Origin of the sequence: Haloferax volcanii DS2 (assembly GCF_000025685.1) — an archaeon.
Lineage (GTDB): Archaea > Halobacteriota > Halobacteria > Halobacteriales > Haloferacaceae > Haloferax > Haloferax volcanii.
Map to the genome: position 1 here is coordinate 1 of NC_013964.1, position 20768 is coordinate 20768.

Annotated in this window: 19 protein-coding genes; 10 read left to right on the forward strand and 9 right to left on the reverse strand. The window is 64.8% G+C overall.

Features of this window, described 5'->3' with window-relative positions; genetic code table 11:
* Positions 1 to 200: 200 nt before the first annotated feature.
* Entirely contained in the window at positions 201 to 1433 is a 1233-nt protein-coding gene (locus tag HVO_RS00005; protein ID WP_004041152.1) for a Cdc6/Cdc18 family protein, read from the forward strand.
* A gap of 121 nt (positions 1434 to 1554) precedes the next feature.
* A complete protein-coding gene (locus HVO_RS00010) occupies positions 1555 to 2712 on the forward strand; it encodes a M20 family metallopeptidase (RefSeq protein WP_004041151.1) in 1158 nt (385 codons plus the stop codon).
* Between the two features lie 47 nt (positions 2713 to 2759).
* Here the strand turns inward: HVO_RS00010 and HVO_RS00015 are convergent, their stop codons facing one another.
* Both HVO_RS00015 and glyA read right to left on the reverse strand, forming a co-directional pair.
* On the reverse strand, positions 2760 to 3179 hold the full coding sequence (locus HVO_RS00015) for a GlcG/HbpS family heme-binding protein (RefSeq protein ID WP_004041150.1): 420 nt from the start codon (positions 3177 to 3179) through the stop codon (positions 2760 to 2762).
* Positions 3180 to 3413: 234 nt separating this feature from the next.
* The gene (gene glyA / locus HVO_RS00020) at positions 3414 to 4661 is read right to left on the reverse strand and encodes a serine hydroxymethyltransferase (protein WP_004041149.1); all 1248 of its coding nucleotides are present in this window, start codon (positions 4659 to 4661) and stop codon (positions 3414 to 3416) included.
* A gap of 362 nt (positions 4662 to 5023) precedes the next feature.
* Between glyA and ilvA the strand changes: the two genes are divergently transcribed.
* On the forward strand, positions 5024 to 6265 hold the full coding sequence (gene ilvA / locus HVO_RS00025; RefSeq protein WP_004041148.1) for a threonine ammonia-lyase: 1242 nt from the start codon (positions 5024 to 5026) through the stop codon (positions 6263 to 6265).
* 154 nt (positions 6266 to 6419) lie between these two features.
* Here the strand turns inward: ilvA and HVO_RS00030 are convergent, their stop codons facing one another.
* Positions 6420 to 7298 (reverse strand): hypothetical protein, encoded by an 879-nt coding sequence (locus tag HVO_RS00030; protein ID WP_004041147.1) that lies wholly within the window; start codon positions 7296 to 7298, stop codon positions 6420 to 6422.
* Between the two features lie 242 nt (positions 7299 to 7540).
* Between HVO_RS00030 and HVO_RS00035 the strand changes: the two genes are divergently transcribed.
* The gene (locus HVO_RS00035; protein ID WP_004041146.1) at positions 7541 to 8191 is read left to right on the forward strand and encodes a helix-turn-helix domain-containing protein; all 651 of its coding nucleotides are present in this window, start codon (positions 7541 to 7543) and stop codon (positions 8189 to 8191) included.
* 28 nt (positions 8192 to 8219) lie between these two features.
* Here HVO_RS00035 and HVO_RS00040 read toward each other — a convergent pair whose 3' ends face one another.
* Positions 8220 to 8594 carry a hypothetical protein gene (locus HVO_RS00040; protein WP_004041145.1) on the reverse strand — a complete coding sequence of 125 codons (375 nt, stop codon included), beginning with the start codon at positions 8592 to 8594 and terminating at the stop codon, positions 8220 to 8222.
* Positions 8587 to 9729 carry an aromatic ring-hydroxylating oxygenase subunit alpha gene (locus HVO_RS00045; RefSeq protein ID WP_004041144.1) on the reverse strand — a complete coding sequence of 381 codons (1143 nt, stop codon included), beginning with the start codon at positions 9727 to 9729 and terminating at the stop codon, positions 8587 to 8589. The genes HVO_RS00040 and HVO_RS00045 overlap by 8 nt, the downstream gene beginning before the upstream one ends.
* 197 nt (positions 9730 to 9926) lie before the next feature.
* Between HVO_RS00045 and solA the strand changes: the two genes are divergently transcribed.
* The 4 genes from solA to HVO_RS00060 all read left to right on the forward strand — a co-directional run bounded on the left by solA (position 9927) and on the right by HVO_RS00060 (position 16036).
* Complete coding sequence (solA, locus tag HVO_RS00050; RefSeq protein ID WP_004041143.1) at positions 9927 to 11069, forward strand: N-methyl-L-tryptophan oxidase; 1143 nt, start codon at positions 9927 to 9929, stop codon at positions 11067 to 11069.
* Positions 11070 to 11359: 290 nt separating this feature from the next.
* Complete coding sequence (locus HVO_RS00055) at positions 11360 to 13114, forward strand: BCCT family transporter (protein WP_004041142.1); 1755 nt, start codon at positions 11360 to 11362, stop codon at positions 13112 to 13114.
* Between the two features lie 36 nt (positions 13115 to 13150).
* The gene (locus HVO_RS20710) at positions 13151 to 13309 is read left to right on the forward strand and encodes a hypothetical protein (RefSeq protein ID WP_004041141.1); all 159 of its coding nucleotides are present in this window, start codon (positions 13151 to 13153) and stop codon (positions 13307 to 13309) included.
* A gap of 213 nt (positions 13310 to 13522) precedes the next feature.
* On the forward strand, positions 13523 to 16036 hold the full coding sequence (locus HVO_RS00060; protein ID WP_004041140.1) for a GcvT family protein: 2514 nt from the start codon (positions 13523 to 13525) through the stop codon (positions 16034 to 16036).
* Positions 16037 to 16217: 181 nt separating this feature from the next.
* On the opposite strand, the gene HVO_RS00065 is transcribed toward HVO_RS00060, so the two are convergent.
* From HVO_RS00065 to HVO_RS00080, 4 genes are all read right to left on the reverse strand, one after another.
* Positions 16218 to 16595, reverse strand: a complete 378-nt coding sequence (locus tag HVO_RS00065; protein WP_049914704.1) for a type II toxin-antitoxin system VapC family toxin — start codon at positions 16593 to 16595, stop codon at positions 16218 to 16220.
* Entirely contained in the window at positions 16592 to 16822 is a 231-nt protein-coding gene (locus HVO_RS00070; protein ID WP_004041138.1) for an AbrB/MazE/SpoVT family DNA-binding domain-containing protein, read from the reverse strand. Before HVO_RS00070 ends, HVO_RS00065 begins: the two co-directional genes overlap by 4 nt.
* Before the next feature lie 155 nt (positions 16823 to 16977).
* Entirely contained in the window at positions 16978 to 17400 is a 423-nt protein-coding gene (locus tag HVO_RS00075) for a hypothetical protein (protein WP_004041137.1), read from the reverse strand.
* A complete protein-coding gene (locus tag HVO_RS00080; RefSeq protein ID WP_004041136.1) occupies positions 17397 to 18260 on the reverse strand; it encodes a ParA family protein in 864 nt (287 codons plus the stop codon). The genes HVO_RS00075 and HVO_RS00080 overlap by 4 nt, the downstream gene beginning before the upstream one ends.
* 261 nt (positions 18261 to 18521) lie before the next feature.
* Here HVO_RS00080 and HVO_RS00085 point away from each other — a divergent pair, with 261 nt between their 5' ends.
* Both HVO_RS00085 and HVO_RS00090 read left to right on the forward strand, forming a co-directional pair.
* The gene (locus HVO_RS00085; protein WP_013034953.1) at positions 18522 to 19892 is read left to right on the forward strand and encodes an SLC13 family permease; all 1371 of its coding nucleotides are present in this window, start codon (positions 18522 to 18524) and stop codon (positions 19890 to 19892) included.
* 158 nt (positions 19893 to 20050) lie between these two features.
* A complete protein-coding gene (locus HVO_RS00090; protein ID WP_004041134.1) occupies positions 20051 to 20704 on the forward strand; it encodes a helix-turn-helix domain-containing protein in 654 nt (217 codons plus the stop codon).
* The last annotated feature ends 64 nt before the right edge of the window (positions 20705 to 20768 follow it).

The window sequence follows — 20768 nt, forward strand, 5'->3', positions numbered from 1 at the left end:
CTGTGTCTTCCTCGTGACCGCCTCGGCCGTTACAAACGCGAGGGTGGTGTCTGACGGTCTTACTTGCGCGATACTACTCGTTGATCGTCGAATCCAAAACCGGGTCCGAAGTGCCGTTCAAACGGCCGTATTTGTCGCTGTTACAAACGCGAGTCCACCCCTTCACATTTATTACGGGTGAGTATGAATACCGAACTCACATGACATCGGACGAGAGCGAGGGTGGGACCCGCGACCCGCTGTTCCGCTATGACCAACCCATTTTCGCGAACGAGGATATCCTCAAAATCTCTCATCTCCCCGGTCCCGACAAGATTGTCGGCCGCGACGAGCATATGTCGAAAGTCGCACAGGCGCTCAACCCCGCCATCTTCGGACGCGAACCGACCCATCTGTTCATCTTCGGCAAGACCGGGTCGGGAAAGACGCTCACCGCTCGCCTCGTGAGCGAGCGACTCCAACACGAGGCGGTCCGCGAGGACGTCGACGTCCGCATCGCCGTCATCGACTGCGGCGAACAGCACACCGAGGCCTCGGTCATCAAGACGCTCGCCTCGCAGGTCAACGACCCGTCGAAAAGCGGGATGACGATTCCCGAGCGCGGGCTGTCGACCGGCGACTACTACAACCGCCTGTGGCAGGTGCTCGACACCTGTTCCGACGTGACCATCGTCATCCTCGACGAAATCGATATGCTCCGCGACGACGAGGTGCTCCGAAAGCTCTCGCGCGCGGGCGAGAATCAAAAGATAGTGGACTCGCGCATCGGCATTATCGGCATCTCGAACAAAATCGACTACCCCGAGGAACTCACGGAGCGCGTCAAATCGAGCTTCGCCCACGACGAACTCGTCTTCCCGTCGTACGACGCGAACCAACTCCGCGAAATCCTCGAAAACCGGAAGGACGCGTTCAAGCCCGGCGTCCTCACCGACGACGTGATTCCCCTCGCGAGCGCGCTCGCCGCCCAGGAACACGGCGACGCCCGGAAGGCCATCGACATCCTGCGCAACGCCGGCCGAATCGCGCGAAACGAGAGCGCCGAGACCGTCACCGACGACCACGTGCGGGCGGCCAAGGAGAAAAGCGAGGCCGACCGCTTCAGCGAACTCCTCGAAGGGACCGCCACGCAGTCGAAGGCCGTCCTCTACTCGCTGGTCCTCCAGACCGGCGGCCGGAAGACCGCCGAGATTACGACGAACAAGATTTACCGACAGTATCTCACCGTCGCCGACGACCTCGACATGGACCAACTCTCCGAGCGCCGCGTGCAGGAACTCCTGCAGGAACTCGACTTCCTCAACGTCATCCAGTCGGAGGTCCGCGGGCGCGGCCGCGGACAGGGCGTCCACGGGACCCACCGCCTGCTCGAGGACCCGGACATCGTCAAGCGAGTGCTCCTCCGGGACAGCCGTATCTCCACGCTCGAATAGCGACGCACGGCACGCGACGCCTGCGTCCGCACGGGTCTCCGATGCTGTCGGCCGCGTCGGAAAAAAGCTACCGCACGAACCCTTAACACACGTCCGTCTCTGTCGATAGACGACCGAAACCATGGACGAAGAGTTACGCTCGTTGCTCACGAGTCTCGTCGAAATCGAGACCGAGAATCCGCCGGGGGACGAGGCGGCGGCGGCGCAGTTCGTGTCCGACTGGCTGGACTCCCGAGGCGTCTCGGCGACGCTCGTCGAGGAACCGTTCCCCGACCGACCGCAGGTCGCGGCCCGCGTCGGCGACGGCGAACCCTCGGTCGTCCTCAACGGCCACCTCGACGTGGTCCCGGCGGGCGACCGAGACCAGTGGACCCATCCACCGTACGACCCGACCGTCAGAGACGGCAGACTGTACGGTCGCGGGAGCGCGGACATGAAGTGCGGCGTCGCCCTCGCGATGCTCGCGACGGTCGAGTTCGCCGACGCGTTCGAGTCCGGCGCGCTCGACGGCTCGCTCGTGTTCCACGCTGCCGTCGGCGAGGAGACGGCCGAACCGGGGACGAAGACGCTCCTCGAACGCGGCTACGACGGCACCTACGGCGTCGTGCTCGAACCGACGGCGTTGCGGACCGCGACGAGCGCGAAGGGGCTCGGTTGGTACGAGATTTCCGTCGGCGGCGACCCGTCGCACGCGAGTCGGCCCGACGAGGGGGACAACGCGATTGGGAACGCTCGTCCCGTTCTCGACGCGCTCGAAGCGTACGACGAGGAGATTCGGGCACGCTCCGACTCGCTCGTCGGTCGCCCGACCGCGACGGTCACGCGGTTCGAGGCGGGGACGAAGGAGAACGTCGTTCCGGAGAGCGCGACCATCACGGTCGACAGGCGGTTCGTCCCCGCTGAGACAGTCGAGGAAGTCGACGCCGAAATCGACGCGCTGCTCTCCGACGTGACGGCCGAACACGACCTGAACGTCGAGTGGACGCGAACGCGAGTCTACGAATCGGCGGCGGTTCCGACCGACAGCGACATCGCGGCGCGCTTTCGGGACGCGGCCGCCGAGCGGGCGGATATCGACCCCGAGCCGTGGGGGATTCGGGCGGCGACCGACGTTCGGAACCTCGTCAACGACGCCGGGATGGACGCGATTACGTGGGGGCCGGGGTCGATGGCGCAGGCCCACGCCTACGACGAGTACATCGAACTGTCGGAGGTCGAAGCCGGGTACGACATCCTCCGCACGGCGCTCCGCGGGCTGTTCGAGGCCGGCGCAGACTGACACCGACTGTCGGCTGACGGGCTGAAAAAACGTGACGCCGCGTTCGGCTATTCGACGAGTTCTTCGAACCGCTCGACCGCGGCGCTCGCGACCGCCATGTCTTCGGACACCTCGCCGCCGCTGACGCCGACGGTCCCGACGAGTTCGCCGTCGACTTCGAGCGGATAGCCGCCGCCGAAGACGACGAGTCGATTCTCGTCCGTCGTCTGGAGGCCCCACAGCGACTCGCCGGGCTGGCTCCCCTCGGCGAGTTCGTGCGTGGGCATCTGCAGCGCGGCCGCCGTGTACGCCTTGTTTCGAGAGATGTTGACGCTCGCCAGCCACGCGTCGTCCATTCGGTGCTGTGCGATGAGGTTACCCTCCGGGTTCGCGACCGTAATCACCATTCGCAGCCCCATCGACTCGGCTTCCGCTTCCGCCGCTTCGATGAGTGTCTTCGCCGTCTCGAGATTGATTGCATCGGACATATCGCTTCGTCGAAACCGGTCTCGACGGCCCTACTTATACGTGCGCCGCGGGTCTCGAACGAGCGGCCGATTTCGCTCCTCTCTCCCGATTTCGGGCGTCTGAGTGACCCTCGAACGACGCTGACGGGAGAACAACAACTATTGGTTCTCTTATACTTATTGTCAACCCTCGGAATCGGGTCGAAGACGCATCGAGAAGACGTTCGGTTCGAGGCGAACCGACCCGATAGCCGGTCAGTCGTACAGCGGGTACTCGGCGGTCAGTTCGTCGACCTTCTGGTCGACGAACCCCTCGACCGACTCGTCGTGCGGCGCGTCGACGATTTCGTAGATGAGGTCCGCGACGGTCCGGCAGGCCTCCTCGTCGAAGCCGCGGGTCGTCAACGCGGGCGTGCCGGCGCGAATCCCGCTCGGGTTGAACGCCGAACGACTCTCGCCGGGAACCGTGTTGGCGTTGAGGACGATACCGACCTCTTCGAGCGCCGCTTCCACGTCCTTGCCCGTCGTGTCCGGGTGCGACGGCCGGAGGTCGACAAGAACTAAGTGCGTGTCAGTCCCCTCGGAGACGAGTTCGAGGCCGCGTTCCTGTAACCGCTCGCCGAGGGCGGCGGCGTTATCGACGACCTGCGAGGCGTACTCCTCGAACTCGGGGGTTAGCGCCTCGCCGAAGCCGACGGCCTTGCCGGCGACGTTGTGCAGTATCGGTCCGCCTTGGAGGCCGGGGAAGACCGCGGAATCGACGTCGTCGGCGTGTTCCTCGTCGCACATGATGATGCCGCCGCGACCCGACCGAATCGTCTTGTGGGTCGAGCCGGTGACGAAGTCCGCGGTGCCGACGGGCGACGAGTGTTCGCCCGCGGCGACGAGGCCCGTGATGTGGGCGATGTCGGCGAGGTGGTACGCGTCGACCGAGTCGGCCGCGGCCTGTACGCGCTCCCACTCGACCTCTCGCGGGTACGCGGAGTAGCCCGAGATGATGATGTCCGGGTCGAACGCCTCGGCTTTCGCGGCGAGTTGGTCGTAGTCGACGTAGCCCGTCTCGGCGTTGACCTCGTACTGTTCGACCTCGTACGTCTTCCCCGCGACGTTCACCGGGTGGCCGTGGCTCAGGTGGCCGCCGTGGGTCAGGTCCAAGGAGAGAATCTTGTCGCCGGGGTCGAGCACGGCGAGGAACACGCCCATGTTCGCCTGCGAGCCCGAGTGCGGTTGGACGTTGACGTGCTCCGCGCCCCAGAGCTCCTTGGCGCGGTCGATGGCGAGCTGTTCGACCTCGTCGGCGTACTCACAGCCGCCGTAGTACCGGCTCCCCGGGTAGCCCTCGGCGTAGTTGTTCGTCAGTTCCGAGCTTTGGGCCTCCATGACCGCCTCGCTGACGTGGTTCTCGCTCGCTATCATGGCGAGCGTATCGTTCTGTCGTTCGCGTTCGCCCGCCAGCGCGTCGGCGACGGCCGGATCGGTCCCTCGAACGGTGTCGTAAGGCATCGTGGGTGCATCTCGACTCTGCGGTATAACGCTTCGCCGTCCCCCGAGACGAGGGCGGTACGCCGAACCAGAACCACAACGTGACAGGACGCGCACGTTCTGTGTTCGGGTCGATGAGCGCGGTGAGTGCCGCTTGGATATCTTCGAAAGATATCCTGAATTGGGTTCGCTCACGGCCGAAATCGACGTATTACGTGTTCAGTTCTCACCGAGACGAGTACCCACCGGCGATAGCTCTATATTGGAACTTCGTCACGTCTCTCACATACCGTGCCAAGAACTATCACAGACCACGGAACGTCCCGAGGGGACACGCGCACGCCCCGGCGAGCCGTTCGGCCGACCGCCGAGGTGAGCCGCCGATGAGTGAGGTCGAGTCCCTCCCGGTGCAGTACAGCGACATCGAGCGCGCGAGCGAGCGACTCGAAAACGACCGCGTCGTCAAGCGGACGCCGATAGAGCGGAGCACCTCGCTCGGTGACCTCGTCGGCGCGGACGTCTACCTGAAGATGGAACACCTCCAGTGGACGGGGTCGTTCAAGACGCGCGGTGCGTACAACAAGATTCGACAGGATACCGACCGCGGCATCGACGAGTTCGTGGCCGCGAGCGCCGGTAATCACGCGCAGGGCGTCGCGCTCGCGGCGACCGAGTGCGGGGCCGACTCCACGGTCGTGATGCCGGAGAACGCCCCGCAGACGAAAATCGACGCGACGCGCGACTACGGCGCGGAAGTCGAACTCGTCGGCGAGGACTTCCAGGAGACGATGGCGTACGCCCAGTCGCTCGCCGAGGAGTCGGACGCCGAGTTCGTCCACGCGTACGACGACTGCGACATCGTGGCCGGACAGGGAACGCTCGGCGTCGAGATGTACCGCGACCTCCCCGAGATGGACACCGTGGTCGTCCCCATCGGCGGCGGCGGGCTCATCTCGGGTATCGCCACCGCCATCAAGCACCACGACCCCGAGATTCGCGTCGTCGGCGTGCAGGCTGAGGGCGCGGAGACGGTCCACGAGAGCCTCGACAAAGGCGTTCCCGTGACGCTCGACGACACCAACACCATCGCGGACGGCATCGCCACCGGCGGCATCTCCGAGTTGACGCTCCGAACCATCGAGGAACACGTCGACGAGGTCGTCACGGTCTCCGACGGGGAAATCGCGGAGGCCATCCTCCTCTTGCTCGAACGCGCCAAGCAGGTCGTCGAGGGTGCCGGTGCCGCCTCCGTCGCCGCCGTGCTGAGCGACGACCTCGACGTCGAGGGCGAGACCGTCATGCCGCTTCTCTGCGGGGGCAATCTGGACATGACGATGCTCCAGACGGTGCTCGTCCACGCGCTCACCAGCCGTCGCCAGACGCTCCGTCTCCGGGTTCGAATCCGGGACGAACCCGGCGAGATGGCGCGACTCTCCCGGCTCATCGCCGACCGCGACGCGAACATTCACGACGTTCGCCACGTCCGCGCCGTCGACGCCCTCGACGTCGGCGAGGCCCACCTCCTGTTCCGCATCGAGACCAAGGGAGCCGAACACGCGGCGGCCGTCGTGGACACGATAGAGGACGCGGGCTACGCGGTCGACGACGTTTCGGAGCCGAGCTAGCGCCCGGTTCCTCGGTCTCGACCGTTCTCGCAGCCGAATCCCGAATGCCTCTCGATTTGATACGACGTGTGAGATGCGGCGGGACGCGGCTTGAACGACGAACGCACTGATGTCCTCTCCGCGAAGCGACTCACCGATACCGACGAAGCGTCCGCTACGTCTCTCCGGCCGATTGCCGGATGCGCGCCACGACGTCTTCCCGACTCACGTCGGGGTCGTCGTCGGTCGTGAGTCGGCCCATCACGAATTCGAGCAGGTCGAGGTCTTGGAGCAGGTCGAGCGCGTCCATGCGTTCGAGGTCGAGCGCCTTGCCGAACTCGTAGACGGTCTTGGCGTCGTTGGCGGCGTCGGCGAGTTGGTCGATTGTGACGGACTCGGGGAGGCCGATGCCGTCGGCGAGCGCCTCGGGCGACCCGTCGCCGTCCGCCGCGGGTGCCGGTGGTCGCTCGACGCCCGTCGGGTCGCCGGCGAGCGACGTTTCGTACGACGACGGTTCGTGGACGCCTTGGTCGATCATGTACCTGCGGACCGTCTCGTCCGTCACGTCCATCTCGAAGGCGTCGGCCATCCGCTCGAACGTCTCGTACCGCGCGTACACGGCTTCGAGGTACGTCGTGTCTTCGAACGCCGGCACGTTCGGGTTCCGAACGGCTTCGTGCGGTTCGGAATCGGCGTCGTCGTCGGCCGTCTCGGTTGAACTCGTCGTCGGCGCATCGGTCGCGACCGTGACGACGACCGCCGGGTCGCCGTCGAGCGAGACGTCCGCGGCGTCGACGGCGACGTGCTCGCGGTCGCTCGGCAGCACGTCGTCGACGCCGAGCGTGAGCCCAATCGACCCGTCGGAGTCGAGCGACGCCCCTCGGATTCGAACGGGGATGTCGCCGTCGGCGTCCGACGAGAGCGCGAACTCGACATCCGCGGACGCGCCCGAGTCCGTGACCGTCACGGACGACTCGCGGACGCTCGCGGCGTCCGTCCGCTCGCACTCTTCGAGGAATTCGCCCAGCCGCCGAAGCGATGTACCCACGCTCATTGTCCGTTTCGACGGACGCGCCGAGACTCCCTGAAAAGCGGTGTGGAATACTGAGTCAGTTTATATAGCCCCACAGAATATGCGGCGAAAAGTATAAACAAAAATCTAATGTTCACACTACTATATCGTGCCCACGAGAAACGCTTCTGTCGCGAGCGTCGACGCGAGTTCGCGACCTTCAACCGAACCGGCAGTCCGGCTTCCCCGGTGTCGAATCTCTGTATCCACGAGGTGAAGACACGATGAGTCTGATAACCGTTGCCGACATCGCGCACGACGACCTCGCGCTGACGCCGACGATTCAGTCGGAGGCCGCGAGCGAGATAGACGTCATCTCTCAATCCGCGACCGACCCCGAGACCGGCCTGTTTTTCTTCGTCGTGAAGGGCGCGGACGTCTCGGCGTTCGAAGCGGCGCTGGAGGTCGACCACACGGTCAGCGACTGGCAGCTCGTCTCCGAGCGGGAGGAGTCGGCGGTGTATCGCATCGGACACACGCCCGACACGATTCTCCTCTCGCCTATCATCACGGAACTCGGCGGGCTCATGCTCGACGCGTGCAGCAACGACACGGCGGGCTGGCGGGTCCGGCTCCAGCTTTCGGACCGCGAGGCGCTCTCAGAGGTGTGGGTGTACTGCGAGGCGAACGACATCTCCTTCGAGCTGAACCGGATGTTCCGACAGGACGGCTGGATGAACGGCGAGCCGAGCAAGCTGACCGACGCCCAGCGCGACGCGCTCGTCGCCGCCTACGAACACGGCTACTTCGAGGAGCCGCGAGAGGCGGCGCTGGACGACCTCTCGGAAGTACTCGACATCTCGCCGACGGCCGTCAGCGGACGCATCAGGCGGGGGACCGCGGAGCTGGTCGAGTCGATTCTCCTCGACGAGTGACGGAATAACCCCCGAAGAAAGGCGGGAGTCAGACCGCGAGGACGTAGTCGTCCTGCGGTTCGTAGATTTCGCCGCTCATCCGCAGGTCGCGGACGGCGTCGAGCGTTTCGCCGATGGCGACGCCGTTGTCCGCGAGCGCCGCGGCGAGCCGCCCGAGTTCGACGCCGTCGGGGTGGTCCTCACCGAGTTCGGTGAGCGCCGTTTTCACGCCGTCGCTCTCGACGTCGACGTCGAACGCGACGCGCTCCCACTCGACGTCGTGGCCGGTGACGTTCGCGTGTCGCCGGTACAGGTCGACGGCGTCGTTCGGCTCCGTGACGGAGACGTGGAGGTCGCACGCCGGGCAGGTGACGACGCCGGCGTGTGGTTTTTCGGCTAGTTTGGCACTCTCGTCGTCAGGCATTGTACGCGTCCTGCGCGAGGCGGTGCAGTTTGTGGACGGTGTGTTCGTTCGGACCGAGCTGTGCCTGCCCGAGCGCGCCGGACGTGAGCCCCTCGTACTGGCGTTCGACGAGCTCGAAGTCCTCTTCTTGGAGCTGCCGGCTCGTCTGGACGAACTTCTCTTCTTCTTCGGACAGCTCGGAGTCGCGGAAGTAGTAGTCCGCGATGAGCTGGAAGCGCCCCTCGTCGATGGGGTCGATGATGTACGTGCCGTAGCCGTCGGCGGTGCCGTACATGTTGACCGTGAAGTTCGGCCAGAAGTAGTAGAACTTGGCCTCGTGTTCGGGGTGGATGCGCATCTCGTCGTCGACGTCCTCTTTGTGCTTGTAGTGAAGCACCCAGTGGTAGTCGTTGACTTCGAGTTCGGACTCCATGAGTTCGAGTCCCTGCACCCAGTCTTGGTGGTTCGCCTGACAGTGGTCGCACTCCGAGTAGTTCCCGCTGAACGTCTTCCAGTTGCACTCGACTTCGGAGACGTAGCGCCGGGCGTGTTCGTACTCACCGAGCGGCAGGTCTTCGAGTTCCGTCTTCATCTCCCCGGCCTGTTCGGCAAGCGAGAGGCTCGGTTCGTCCTCGAAGTTGACGAACACGAGCGGCCCGATGGCGTCGGTGTTGACCTCCATGAGGCCGTTTTCTTCGGGGTCGAGTTCGCTGACGGCGTCGTCGTCGAGGTCGGGATTCAGACTCGCCTCCTCGAAGCTCTTGGGGGTGCTCTGGAGCGACCCGTCGAGTTCGTACGCCCAGAGGTGGTACGGGCAGGTGATGCGGCTGAGGCTGCCGGGGTCGGTCATCGGCGTGTCGTCGAGCATCTTCGACCCGCGGTGGGCACAGACGTTGTAGAACGCCCGCACGTCGCCCTCGCCGTCGCGGGTGACGATTATCTGCTTGTCACCGATGGTTCGCGTGAAGTAGTCGCCCGCGTCCGGGATGTGGGTCTCGTGGCCCGCGTAGACCCAGTACCGACCGAACACTTTCTCCTTTTCCATCTCGTGGACCTCCGGGTCGGTGAAGTACCTCGCCGGCAGCGCGTTCGTTTCCGCGGTGATGTCGGCACTTACCGCACCGATCTCGTCACGATTGTTATTCCACCGTGTCATGGGAGGAAGAAACACACATCTGTGGAAAAGGATTCGTCGGAAATAGTGGACCCGTATAAGTGGCGGTGGATATCCGCGAGCGGCCGCCGTTCGGCGGCGAGCGCCGCTCTCGGCGGGCCGAGCGTCGTTCCTCTGAAAAAGGGGCTCCGTGATACAGGTCAAGAGTCAAGGGGGGACGTTCCGAACCGCCGGGCACAATGAGTGTCCGCGACGACCGATACGATGTCGCCGTCGTCGGGGTCGGCGGGATGGGGAGCGCGACCGCGTACCACCTCGCCGACCGCGGCCTCGACGTCGTCGGTCTCGAACGCTACGACATCCCTCACTCGCAGGGGTCGTCCCACGGCATCACCCGCATCATCCGCCGCGCGTACTACGAACACCCGTCGTACGTCCCGCTCATCGAGCGGGCGTACGACCTCTGGGACGACCTCGCCGACGAGACCGGCCGCGATATCATCCACCGAACCGGCTCCATCGACGCCGGCCCCGTCGACAACGACGTGTTCGCGGGTTCGAAACGCTCCTGTGAGGAACACGACATCCCGCACGAGGTGCTGACCGGCGCGGAGGTCAACGAACGATTCCCCGGCTACGAACTCCCCGAGGACTACCGCGCGGTCTATCAGGAAGACGGCGGGTTCGTCGTCCCCGAGCAGTCGATTATCGGCTATACCGAAGCGGCACAGGCCCGGGGTGCCGAAATCCGCGCCCGCGAACGGGTCGAAGACTGGGCGGAGACGAACGACGGCGGCGTGCGCGTCCGCACCGACCGCGGCGTGTACGTCGCGGACGCGCTCGTGCTCGCCGCGGGCGCGTGGAACTACAAACTCGCTGACGCGCTCGACGGCCTCGCGATCCCCGAGCGACAGGCGCTCGCGTGGTTCCAACCCGAGTCGCCGGCGACGTTCGCGCCCGAGGAGTTCCCCGTCTGGAACCTCAGCGTCCCCGAGGGTCGGTTCTACGGCTTCCCGGTCCACGACGTGCCGGGGTTCAAACTCGGCAAGTACCACCACCGCGACGAGGAGGTCGACCCCGACGACTTCGACCGCGAGCCGAACCGCGCCGACGAGGCGATACTCCGCGATGTCACGGAGAAGTACTTCCCGGAGGCCGCGGGGCCGACGATGTCGCTCGCGACGTGTATGTTCACGAACTCGCCGGACGAGCACTTCATCCTCGACACGCTGCCGGACCACCCGCAGGTCGCCGTCGGCGCGGGCTTTTCGGGACACGGCTTCAAGTTCGCCAGCGTCATCGGCGAAATCCTCGCTGACCGCGCCGGCGACGGCGAGAGCGACCTGCCGCTCGATATGTTCTCGCTCGACCGGTTCGAGTGACGACGGGCGGTCGAGCTTGCCGCTCGTCAACCGATTTGACGATATAACTTCCGTAAGTTTTCTTCATTTGCGTATAAATGCCTCTATTATCGAAGCCGACTTGTTATGATGTGTAACACCAATGGGTTGGTTGAATCGTGTGGGGTGTGGACTCGTGTCACGGTCGGTGCGGACGCGTCGAATCCGACGCGGGTCGTCTCTCGACGGTGACAGTGGGTGGCCCCAAAGCGGGGACAACGATATGACCGAACACGAATTCATCTGGCGGTCGTCAATGGAGGCTGTATCGAATGGCGAATAGCAACGACTCGACCGGTCGGTCGACGAGCGAGTTACAGGAAGACCTGTTTTATCCCGATATGGAGCGCGAACCCGGTGACAGAAACATCCAGGGGTTGGGGTTCGACATCCATCCCGTCGTCTTCCCGGCCGCGCTCTTGATAATCGGCGTCTTCGTCGCTGCGACGCTCATTCTCGGTGAGCAGGCGGCGAGCGTCTATTCGGGTATCAGGGGCTTTTTCGAGGGGAACTTCGGGTGGTTCTTCCTCCTGTCGGTGAACCTCTTTATCGTGGTCTTGGCGTACTTCGCGCTGAGTAAGTACGGAAAGATAACCCTCGGCGGCGTCGAGGCGGAAAAGGAGTTCAGCGACTTCTCGTGGATGGCGATGCTGTTCAGCGCGGGCATGGGTATCGGGCTCATGTTTTACAGCGTCTCGGAGCCGCTGTACTACTTCAGTAACGTCCCCGGCTTCTTCGACGCCGAGGCCGGGTCCGGCGGTGCGGGTATCGCCGCGATGACGCAGACGTTCTTCCATTGGCGGTTCCACCCGTGGGCCATCTACGGCCTCGTCGGCTTGGGACTCGCGTTCTTTTCGTTCAATCGGGGGCTGCCGCTCACGTTCCGGTCGATTTTCTGGCCGCTCCTCGGCGAGCGAATCTACGGCTGGCCGGGCCACCTCATCGACCTCGTGGCGGTGTTCGCGACGCTGTTCGGCCTCGCCACGTCGCTCGGCCTCGGGGTCGCACAGATAAACACCGGGCTGTCGTACATCCTCGGCGGGAGCATGCTCGGCGTCCTGAGCGTTCCGAACAACACCGGGATGCAAATCGCGCTCATCGCCGTGATTACACTCATCGCTACCGCCTCTGTCGCGGCCGGCCTCGAAGGCGGTATCCGGCGTCTGAGCACGGTGAACGTCTTTCTGATGTTCGTGCTGTTGACGTTCGTGCTCGCCGCCGGCGCGACGATGAGCATCTTCGGCGCGTGGGTGCAGGGCCTCGGGAACTACTTCAGCGACTTCCTCTCGCTCGCGTTCTTCACCGGGACGCTCGGCGACGGCGCGTCCACCGTCAACGCTTGGACGGTGTTCTACTGGGCGTGGTGGATTGCTTGGTCGCCGTTCGTCGGGATGTTCGTCGCGCGCATCTCGAAGGGGCGGACGGTCCGCGAGTTCGTCTTCGGCGTGTTCGTCCTGCCGTCGCTGTTCTCGACGGTCTGGCTCTCGGCGTTCGGCGGGAGCGCGCTGTTCAACTCGCTTCAGGGTAACGGCGCGGTCCTCGCGACCTACAACGAGGCCGGCCAGACGGTCGCCATGTTCGCGCTCCTCGAACAGTTCCCGTTCAGCGCCGTCTCGGGGCTGCTCGCCGTGACGCTCATCGTCACGTTCTTCGTGACCTCCTCGGACTCGGGGTCGCTCGTCGTCGACCATCTCACGTCGGGCGGCAAGCACAACGTGCCGCGGACCCAACGCATCTTCTGGGCGGTCATCGAGGGCCTCGTCGCGTCGCTTCTCCTCTACGGCGGGGGTCTCGGCGCGCTCCAGACGGCGGCCATCGCGACGGGGTTCCCGTTCGCCGTCGTCCTCGTCATCATGTGCTACACGGTCTATCTCGGCCTCGACAAGGAGTACGAACTCCTGCAATCCGAGGAGTTCGCCGAGCGAATCGAGGACTTGGCGGACGAGGACATCGACATCGACGTCGGTCGCTCTCAGACGTCAGTCGTGACCAACGTCCGGCAGAACCCCGGCACGACGGACGACTGACCGCGGAGCCACCGAACCGATGACTCGACGCTATCGATGAACGCGCTCGCTGTCGTTTCGGCGGCGTTCGCGGTCTTCCTTTTCGTCGTTGCACTGTTCGCGATGACGGCCGGTGAGCTACGGGGCGCAGGTCTCGCGTTCCTGAGCGCCAGTCTCGTCATCTACCTCAGAGAGAAGCACCTCGTCGGCGAGTGACTTTGTCGGCGGGTGACTCCGGTCAGTGCGCTCCTCGTCGGCGCACGGCTTTCGTCGCCGCGCGTGTACTCGTCGTTCTCTGACGCTGATTCTCGTCGGACCACGCGACGCACCCGTGGTGAGGCCCCTCCCTCGTCACCCCCCGGTATCTATACACCTCAGATAGTGGACCCGGAGAGATATCCGAAGGCCGCAGTCACTACTGTTTGGTACATGAACACATGGTCTACGTTTCCCGAACGCGCCGGAACGGTCGTCGTCGGGGCCGGCTGTGTCGGTTGTAGCGCGGCGTATCACCTCGCCGAGTCGGGTCGCGAAGACGTCGTCGTCCTCGACCGGGGTCCGCTGTTCGAGACCGGGGGGTCGACCTCTCACGCCCCCGGACTCGTGTTCCAGACGGCCGGGAACAAGCTGATGACGGAGATGGCGTCGTACACGCGCGACCTCTACGACGGGTTCGGTGACTTCCGGACGTGCGGCGGCATCGAAGTCGCCTACACCGAAGACCGCTGGGACTTCCTCAAACGCAAGCGCGAGTGGGGTCAGTCCTACGGCATCGACGAGGGCCAACTCCTCACGCCCGAGGAGGTCGAATCGCGCGTCCCGCAGATAAACGCCGACGTCATCTACGGCGGCTACTACGTCCCCTCGGACGGGAAGGCCGACGCCGTCAGCGCCGCCGAGTCGATGGCGGAGGAGGCGCGCGAGGCGGGCGTCGAGTTCTACGGCCACACCGAGGTCACGGACATCGACACTACCGACGGCAGCGTCGACGCGGTCGAAACCGAACACGGCCGCATCGAGGCCGACGAGGTGCTCGTCGCCACGAACATCTGGGGGCCGCTGTTCGGCGAGATGGTCGGCACGGACATCCCGCTCGTCCCCTGCGCGCACCAGTATCTCGTCTCCGACGAACTGGACGAGCTCGAAGGCGCAGAGCGCGAAATCGAACAGCCGCTCCTCCGGCATCAGGACCACTCGCTGTACTACCGCCAGCACGGCGAGCGCTACGGCATCGGCTCGTACAACCACGAGTCGCTGCTGGTCGACCCGGCGGATATCTACGGGCCCGACAAGCTCGACGACCTCGGACTCGAATACCCGTCGCTCCGGGAGTTCACGGAGGAGCATTTCTACGAGAACACCCACCCGGACCACGACCGGTCGGCGTTCGACGCCGCGAGCGAACTCGTTCCCGGCTTCGAGGACTGCGAGTGGACCTCCGCCATCAACGGCATGTTCTCGTTCACGCCCGACGGCATGCCCATCCTCGGGCCGGACGAGGACACCGAGGGTCTCTGGTGGGCGCTCGCCGTCTGGGTCACGCAGTCCGGCGGCGCGGGCGACATCGTCGCCAGCTGGATGGAAGACGGGACGCCGCGGCTCGACGGCTCCCGCGTCAACGCCTCCGGCGCGCACGTCTCCCGGTTCCAGTCGCACACGGGCAGCCGAGAGTACACCTACGGGCGCGGCGCGCAGCAGTACCGCGAGGTGTACCAACTCGTCCACCCGCGCGAACAGCCGGACGGACAGCGCGCGCTCCGTCGGAGCCCGTTTTACGACCGGCAGGCCGACCTCGGCGCGGAGTTCTACGACAGCGACGGCTGGGAGGTCCCGCAGTGGTACGAGTCCAACGAGACGCTCCTCGAAACGTACGACGTGCCGGACCGCCCCGACTGGCTCTCGCAGAACTGGTCGAAGGTCCAGGGCGCGGAACACCAGCATCTCCGCGAGAAGGTCGGCATGGTCGACATGACGACGTTCACGCCCATCGAAGTGTCGGGCCCGGGCGCGCTTGAGTTCCTGCAAGGGCTCCTGACGAACGACATGGATGTCACGCCGGGCCGGATGCGCTACTCCGCGATGCTCAACGAGGACGGCGGCGTACTCGCCGATCTGACCGTCGCCCGCCTCGGCGACGAGCGGTTCGTGCTGTTCACCGGGGGCGGAAGCTCGGCGACGCTCCACTCGCGGTGGGTCACAGAGCACGCGCCCGACGACGGCTCCGTCGACGTGACCGCACACGTCTCCAGTCGAACCGGTATCGGCGTCTTCGGCCCCGACTCCCGGAAGGTGCTTTCGGACCTCGTCGAGGCCGACCTCTCGAACGACGAGTTCCCGTTCTACTCCGCACAGGAGACCTACCTCGGTAGCATCCCCGTGACGATGCTCCGACTCTCGTACGCCGGCGAACTCGGCTGGGAAATCTACGCCCCGACCGAGTACGGAAGCCAGCTCTGGGACGCGATTCGCGAGGCCGGCGAGGAGTACGACATCGCGCCCGTCGGCTGGGCCGCGCTCGACTCGACGAGCATGGAGAAGGGATTCCGCCTGTGGGGGACGGACCTCACGCCCGAACACAACCCGTACGAGGCCGGCATCGGCTTCGCGGCCGACCTCGACACCGACTTCGTCGGGAAGGCGGCGCTCGTGGCGGACAAAAACGACGACAGCCCGAGCGACCGCATCGTCCCGATAACGCTCGACGAGGAGGAAGCCGTCGTCGACGCGGGCCACCCGGTGTTCGTCGACGACGAGGTCGTCGGCTACTGCTGTCGGGCCGACTACGGCTACACCATCGACGCCGGCATCGCGTACGCCTACCTCCCCGAGGAGTACGCCAGCTCGGGGCAGGACGTCGAAATCCGGTACGAGGGTGACGCTCACCCCGCGACGGTCCGGTCCGGGCCGCTTTTCGATCCCGACCGCGACAAGATGATTCGGTAAACGCCGGATTTCGTCGCGTCACCGCCTCCGCCACCGTCTCCGCCACCGTCTGCGCCTCTGCCTCCCCCTCAATTTATCGGCGCTGTCGAACCGCAGTCACCGATTGTCCGCCGAGGCCGTGCTGAACTCGGCAGATTTGTTGGGGATCGGGACTGCCTGAAAAATACTTATCCTCCCGCTGTCACTCGTCTTCGACGGTCTTCAGGTCGAGCCGCGGGGCAAACGACTCGTACGTCTCGTCGCTCGAAACGATAGTGTCGCCATCGGATTCGACGAGATGGAGCGCATCGAAGGGTGTGAACCCGTGGTCTTCGACGTAGGTCGCGGCCGTGAGAACCGTATCTACGTCCCCACGCACTTCCAACAGCGCGGCGACGTTCGTGATGACCCGCTCCGTGTCCCGCTCTTCTCGGTACGCGACCATGAGGAGTTCGATGAGCGTGAACTGCGACGTCCACAGTTCGTCTCGATGGTTTCGGTAGACCGCCTCTGCGGCGTCGCCCAGCCAGTCTTCGTCCTTGATGAGCGCCAGTAGGAAGTCCGTCTCGGCTACATTCAGCGGCCGGCCTCGTCGAGCGCCGCGTTCCGCGCTCCGCGACGGAGTTCTTCGGCCGTCTTCTCGACGTCCGCGAACTCGGTGCGGAGCGCACCGAGCGGGTCGTCTTCGATTGGAATCAGCTTGATACCGTCGTGCAGTTGGACGATGTGGTAGTGTTCGCCGTACCGCTCTCTGATCTCTTTAGGGAGCGTGAGGCGTCCGCGACCGTCCAGCGTCGCTTCGGACATACGGTCTACTACGATGGGTAGAAAGAAGAATTTTCCCCATAACCCGATTTGCCACCCACTCGGATAGAACCCTCTCGTTCCAGAACGCTCCCGTTGTCCGTACCACTTGACTTCTGTCCGGCGCTCCGAGTTTCGACGGAGGTGGATTATCCGAATTATTCGGAATCTTCGTCGTCGACGCCGCGCTGTTCGAGGACGCGCTCGACGATTTCTTCGGGGTGTTCGGTCGCCACGGCGAGCGCGGCGTTGTGGAGTTCGCTCTTCGTGACGCCCTTGAGGCCGTGGTCGCGGGTCAGTTCGCGCTCCACGTCGTAGGTGATGATGTCGTCGAACTCGTCGGCGACCGCTTCGAGCACGTACAGCGCCTTGTGGACGGTCTCGTCGAACTCGAAGGCGGGGCGCTCGCGGGGGTCGACGGGTTCGGCGGACGCGGATTCCGTCGCTGACTCGTCGTCCGATTCGACCGCGTCGTCGGTGCCGGCGTCTTCGTCCGCCGGTTCGGGTTCCGGCTCTGGCCCGGAGTCGGTCTCGCCGCTTCCCATCGCGGCGTCGAGGTCGCCGAAGGGGTCTTCGCTCATCGGGCCACCTCGCCTTCTTCGACGATTTGCGCGAGTTCGTCGTAGCACGCCAACTGGTCGCAGGTGCTGTCGTAGTCCCGCAGCGGCATGTGCTCCCGAATCGACGCGTCGATGGCCGACCGATGCCGAATCCCCGGCTTCGGCAGGTCGCCGTCCCACTCGCCGTCGTCGATGGCCTCGAACACGTCCGGGTCGGTGTACGCGAAGTTCGGGAGCTTCGAGGCGATGTTCGGCTTCGAGACGAGCGCCTCCACGAGCCGTCTCGTCGGGCGGTCGTGGTCGATTCGGTCCCGCAGGTCGGTCGGCACGACCGCGAGGATTTCGAGGTCGAAGTGTTCGCGCGCGGGCGTGATAAGTCGCTTGACGGTCTTTTCGAGTCCCGAGAGCGCCCCCGATTCGGGGCGCATCGGCAACACGAGGTTCTGCGTGGCGTACAGCGCGTTGTCGTTGAGTTTCCCGCGCGCCGCGGGGCAGTCCACGACGACGTAGTCGTAGTCGTCCCCGAGAAGCGGGTCGATGACGCGCTGTTTGAGCCGCGCCGACCCCATCATCACGCCGCCGAGGTCCGACTCGACCTGTTCGATGCGGTCGTTCGAGGGGAGGAGGTCGATTTCGAACCCGGTCTCCAAGATGAGCTCTCGCGGCTCCAACTCGGCGTCGTCGAGGAGCACGTCTCCGAGATGTGCCTCCGAGTAGAACTCTTCTCCGAACCCGAGACCCGTCGTGGTGTGTCCGTTCGGGTCGAGGTCGACGAGCAGCACGTCGCTTCCCCGGTGTGCGAGTTCGCGGGCGAGGTTGATGGAGGTCGTCGACTTGCCGATACCGCCTTTGAGGAGACAGACGCTGACTGCACGTGACATGATGGGGATATCCGTACTATCGAGATTCTCGGCGTAGTTGAAATAATTATGGTTACTCCAGCTCTTTGAACAACTCACACACTCCAAATAATCTGAATAATCTAAACTCAGCGAGTTGATCGACTCGGTTCGCTCTCGCCTCGACTGGCGGCCCGAATTGTCGCCGGCAGTAGCTATTTGGGCCCGTTGTGTGCAGGTAAATTCGTGACAGATTGGTTGCCCGACCGAGGGCTGCGCGCCCCCGAACTCTCGTCGCAGACGGTGACCCTCGCGGTCGCCGCCGCCTTGCTCCTCGCGGTCGTCGGGCTCCACCCCGTCTCCGTCCTTCCTGTCCGGTCGCAGTACGCGCTTTCGGTTTTCGTCGTCGCGCTCCTGCTCTGGTTGACGAAGCCGGTTCCGTACGCGATTTCGAGTCTGGCCTGCGTCTCCCTGTTGTACGCCCTCGGCGTCGTTGACACCTTCGAGGCCGCGGTGAGCGGCTTCACCTCCTCGCTCGTGTACTTCCTCCTCGTGTTGTTACTCCTCGGCAACGCGGTCCGGTCGGTGGGGTTGGACACCCAGTTAGCGAACCGACTGCTGTCCCCGGACAGCACCCCCCGCGGGGCGTTTCGTTCCATCGCGCGGAACGTCCTCGTGCTGGCGCTGTTCATGCCGTCGGCGATGGCCCGCGCGGTCGCGTTCATCCCCATCGTCGAGGAGGTGACAGAGGAGCTCGACCTCCCGTCGGGAAGCGGGTTCGAGCGCGCGACGTTCCTCCTCTTGGGTCACATCAACCCCATCGCGTCGATGGCGCTCATGACCGGCGGCGGGATGGCGCTCGTCACCTCGGGCATCCTCGCGACGAGCGTCCGTCCGCTCTCGTGGGTCGAGTGGGCTGTCTTGATGGTCCCACCCACGGTGGCGCTCTACGTACTGGCCGCCGCGGCTGCCGGTCTCCTCAACACCGTCGACGCCGACTCGACTGTCGACCCCGGCACGTCGGGGATTGCGGATGCGTCCGCCGACGGCGAGTTGACCCGCGAACAGGGACTCGTCGCGGCGGTGATGGCCGGGACCGTCCTCGCGTGGGTCGTTGGGTCGTTCGCCGGACTTCCCGAGATTCTCCCGGCGGTCGCCGCGGTCTCCGTCCTCGCGCTTCCGGGAGTCGACGTTATCGACGCCGACGACGTCAAGGGACTCAGTTGGGGCGTCCTCTTTCTCATCGGCGCGACGCTGTCGATTCTGGACGCCCTGAAAGCGACCCAAACTATCGCGCTCGTCGTCGACCTCCTCGCGCGGTTCGTCCCGTTCGAGGCGTTCAGTCACTGGCAACTCGTCGGACTGCTCCTCGGGTTCGCGGTCACCGTTCGCGTGCTGTTTTCGACCGGGTCGGCCGCTATCGTGGTGATTCTCCCCATCGTGCTGCGATTCGCGGAGACGTTCGGCGTGACGCGGCTCTACCTCGGACTCGCGGTCCTCCTCGTGGTGGGGTCGACGACGATTCTCCCGTTCAACACGACTGCCGTCCTCGTCTCGCTGGACCGCGGACCGCTGACGAATCGGGACGTGACGCTGTTCGGGTTCGTGACGATGGGCCTGTCGCTCGTCGTCGTGACCCTCTCGTGGCTCTTTTATTGGCCGCTCGTCGCCTGAGTCGGCGACCGGCGCACCGACCCGTCCGCGCGAATCCAGGTTTCGGTGACGCCCCCCGTTGCGACAACCACCGGGCTATTTGTAGGTGAGCGGTATCTGCCCGGTACGGGTGAGTTCGCATCTTACGTGTTGAGTTTACGACGGCCCCGACCGGCGTCATGTCGAAGATAGACCGCCGTCTGCGAGACGCCCGGAGCATCGAGTTGGACAACGCGTTTTACGTCGAGGACGGGACGTGGATCGAGTCGCTCACCATCGCCTCGAACGCCCCCTTCGACGTGGAGTCCCTCCTCGCCGACATCTCGGGCGTGACCGTCTTCTACGACGAGGAGATTCCGACCGCCTCGACCGACGTGCAGATACGTCGAGTGACGATTCTCGCCAACGAGTCGTACCCGTTCATCCTCGGACTGGTTCTCAGACAGGAGACGATTCCGAACCGCATCGTCCTCCAAGACGGCGTCTTCGAGGTCGTCGCCACCGCCCAGGACTGGGACCACTTCAGGGAACTCGCCGACGAGATTCAGGAGACGCTCGGGGAGTTCGAACTCCGCTCCGTGACGCAGGACGAAGCCCCGGGTGAACCGCTCGACAGCGGCCGATTAAAGGAGGTGTTAATCTCTAAGCTGACCGACGACCAACTCGCGGTTCTGGAGACGGCATTCAACCACGGCTACTTCCACATTCCGCGGGAGACCTCTGAGACCGAACTCGCCGAGGAACTGGGTATCGCTCAGTCCACGCTGAGCGAACGACTCCGGACCGCGGAGCGAAATCTGCTCGAACTCATCTACGGTCCGCGACAGGAGTAGCTCAGCCCTTGTTGGAGAATATTGCCGCATCTCGGCGACCGAGTATATAAAGAACGATAGATAT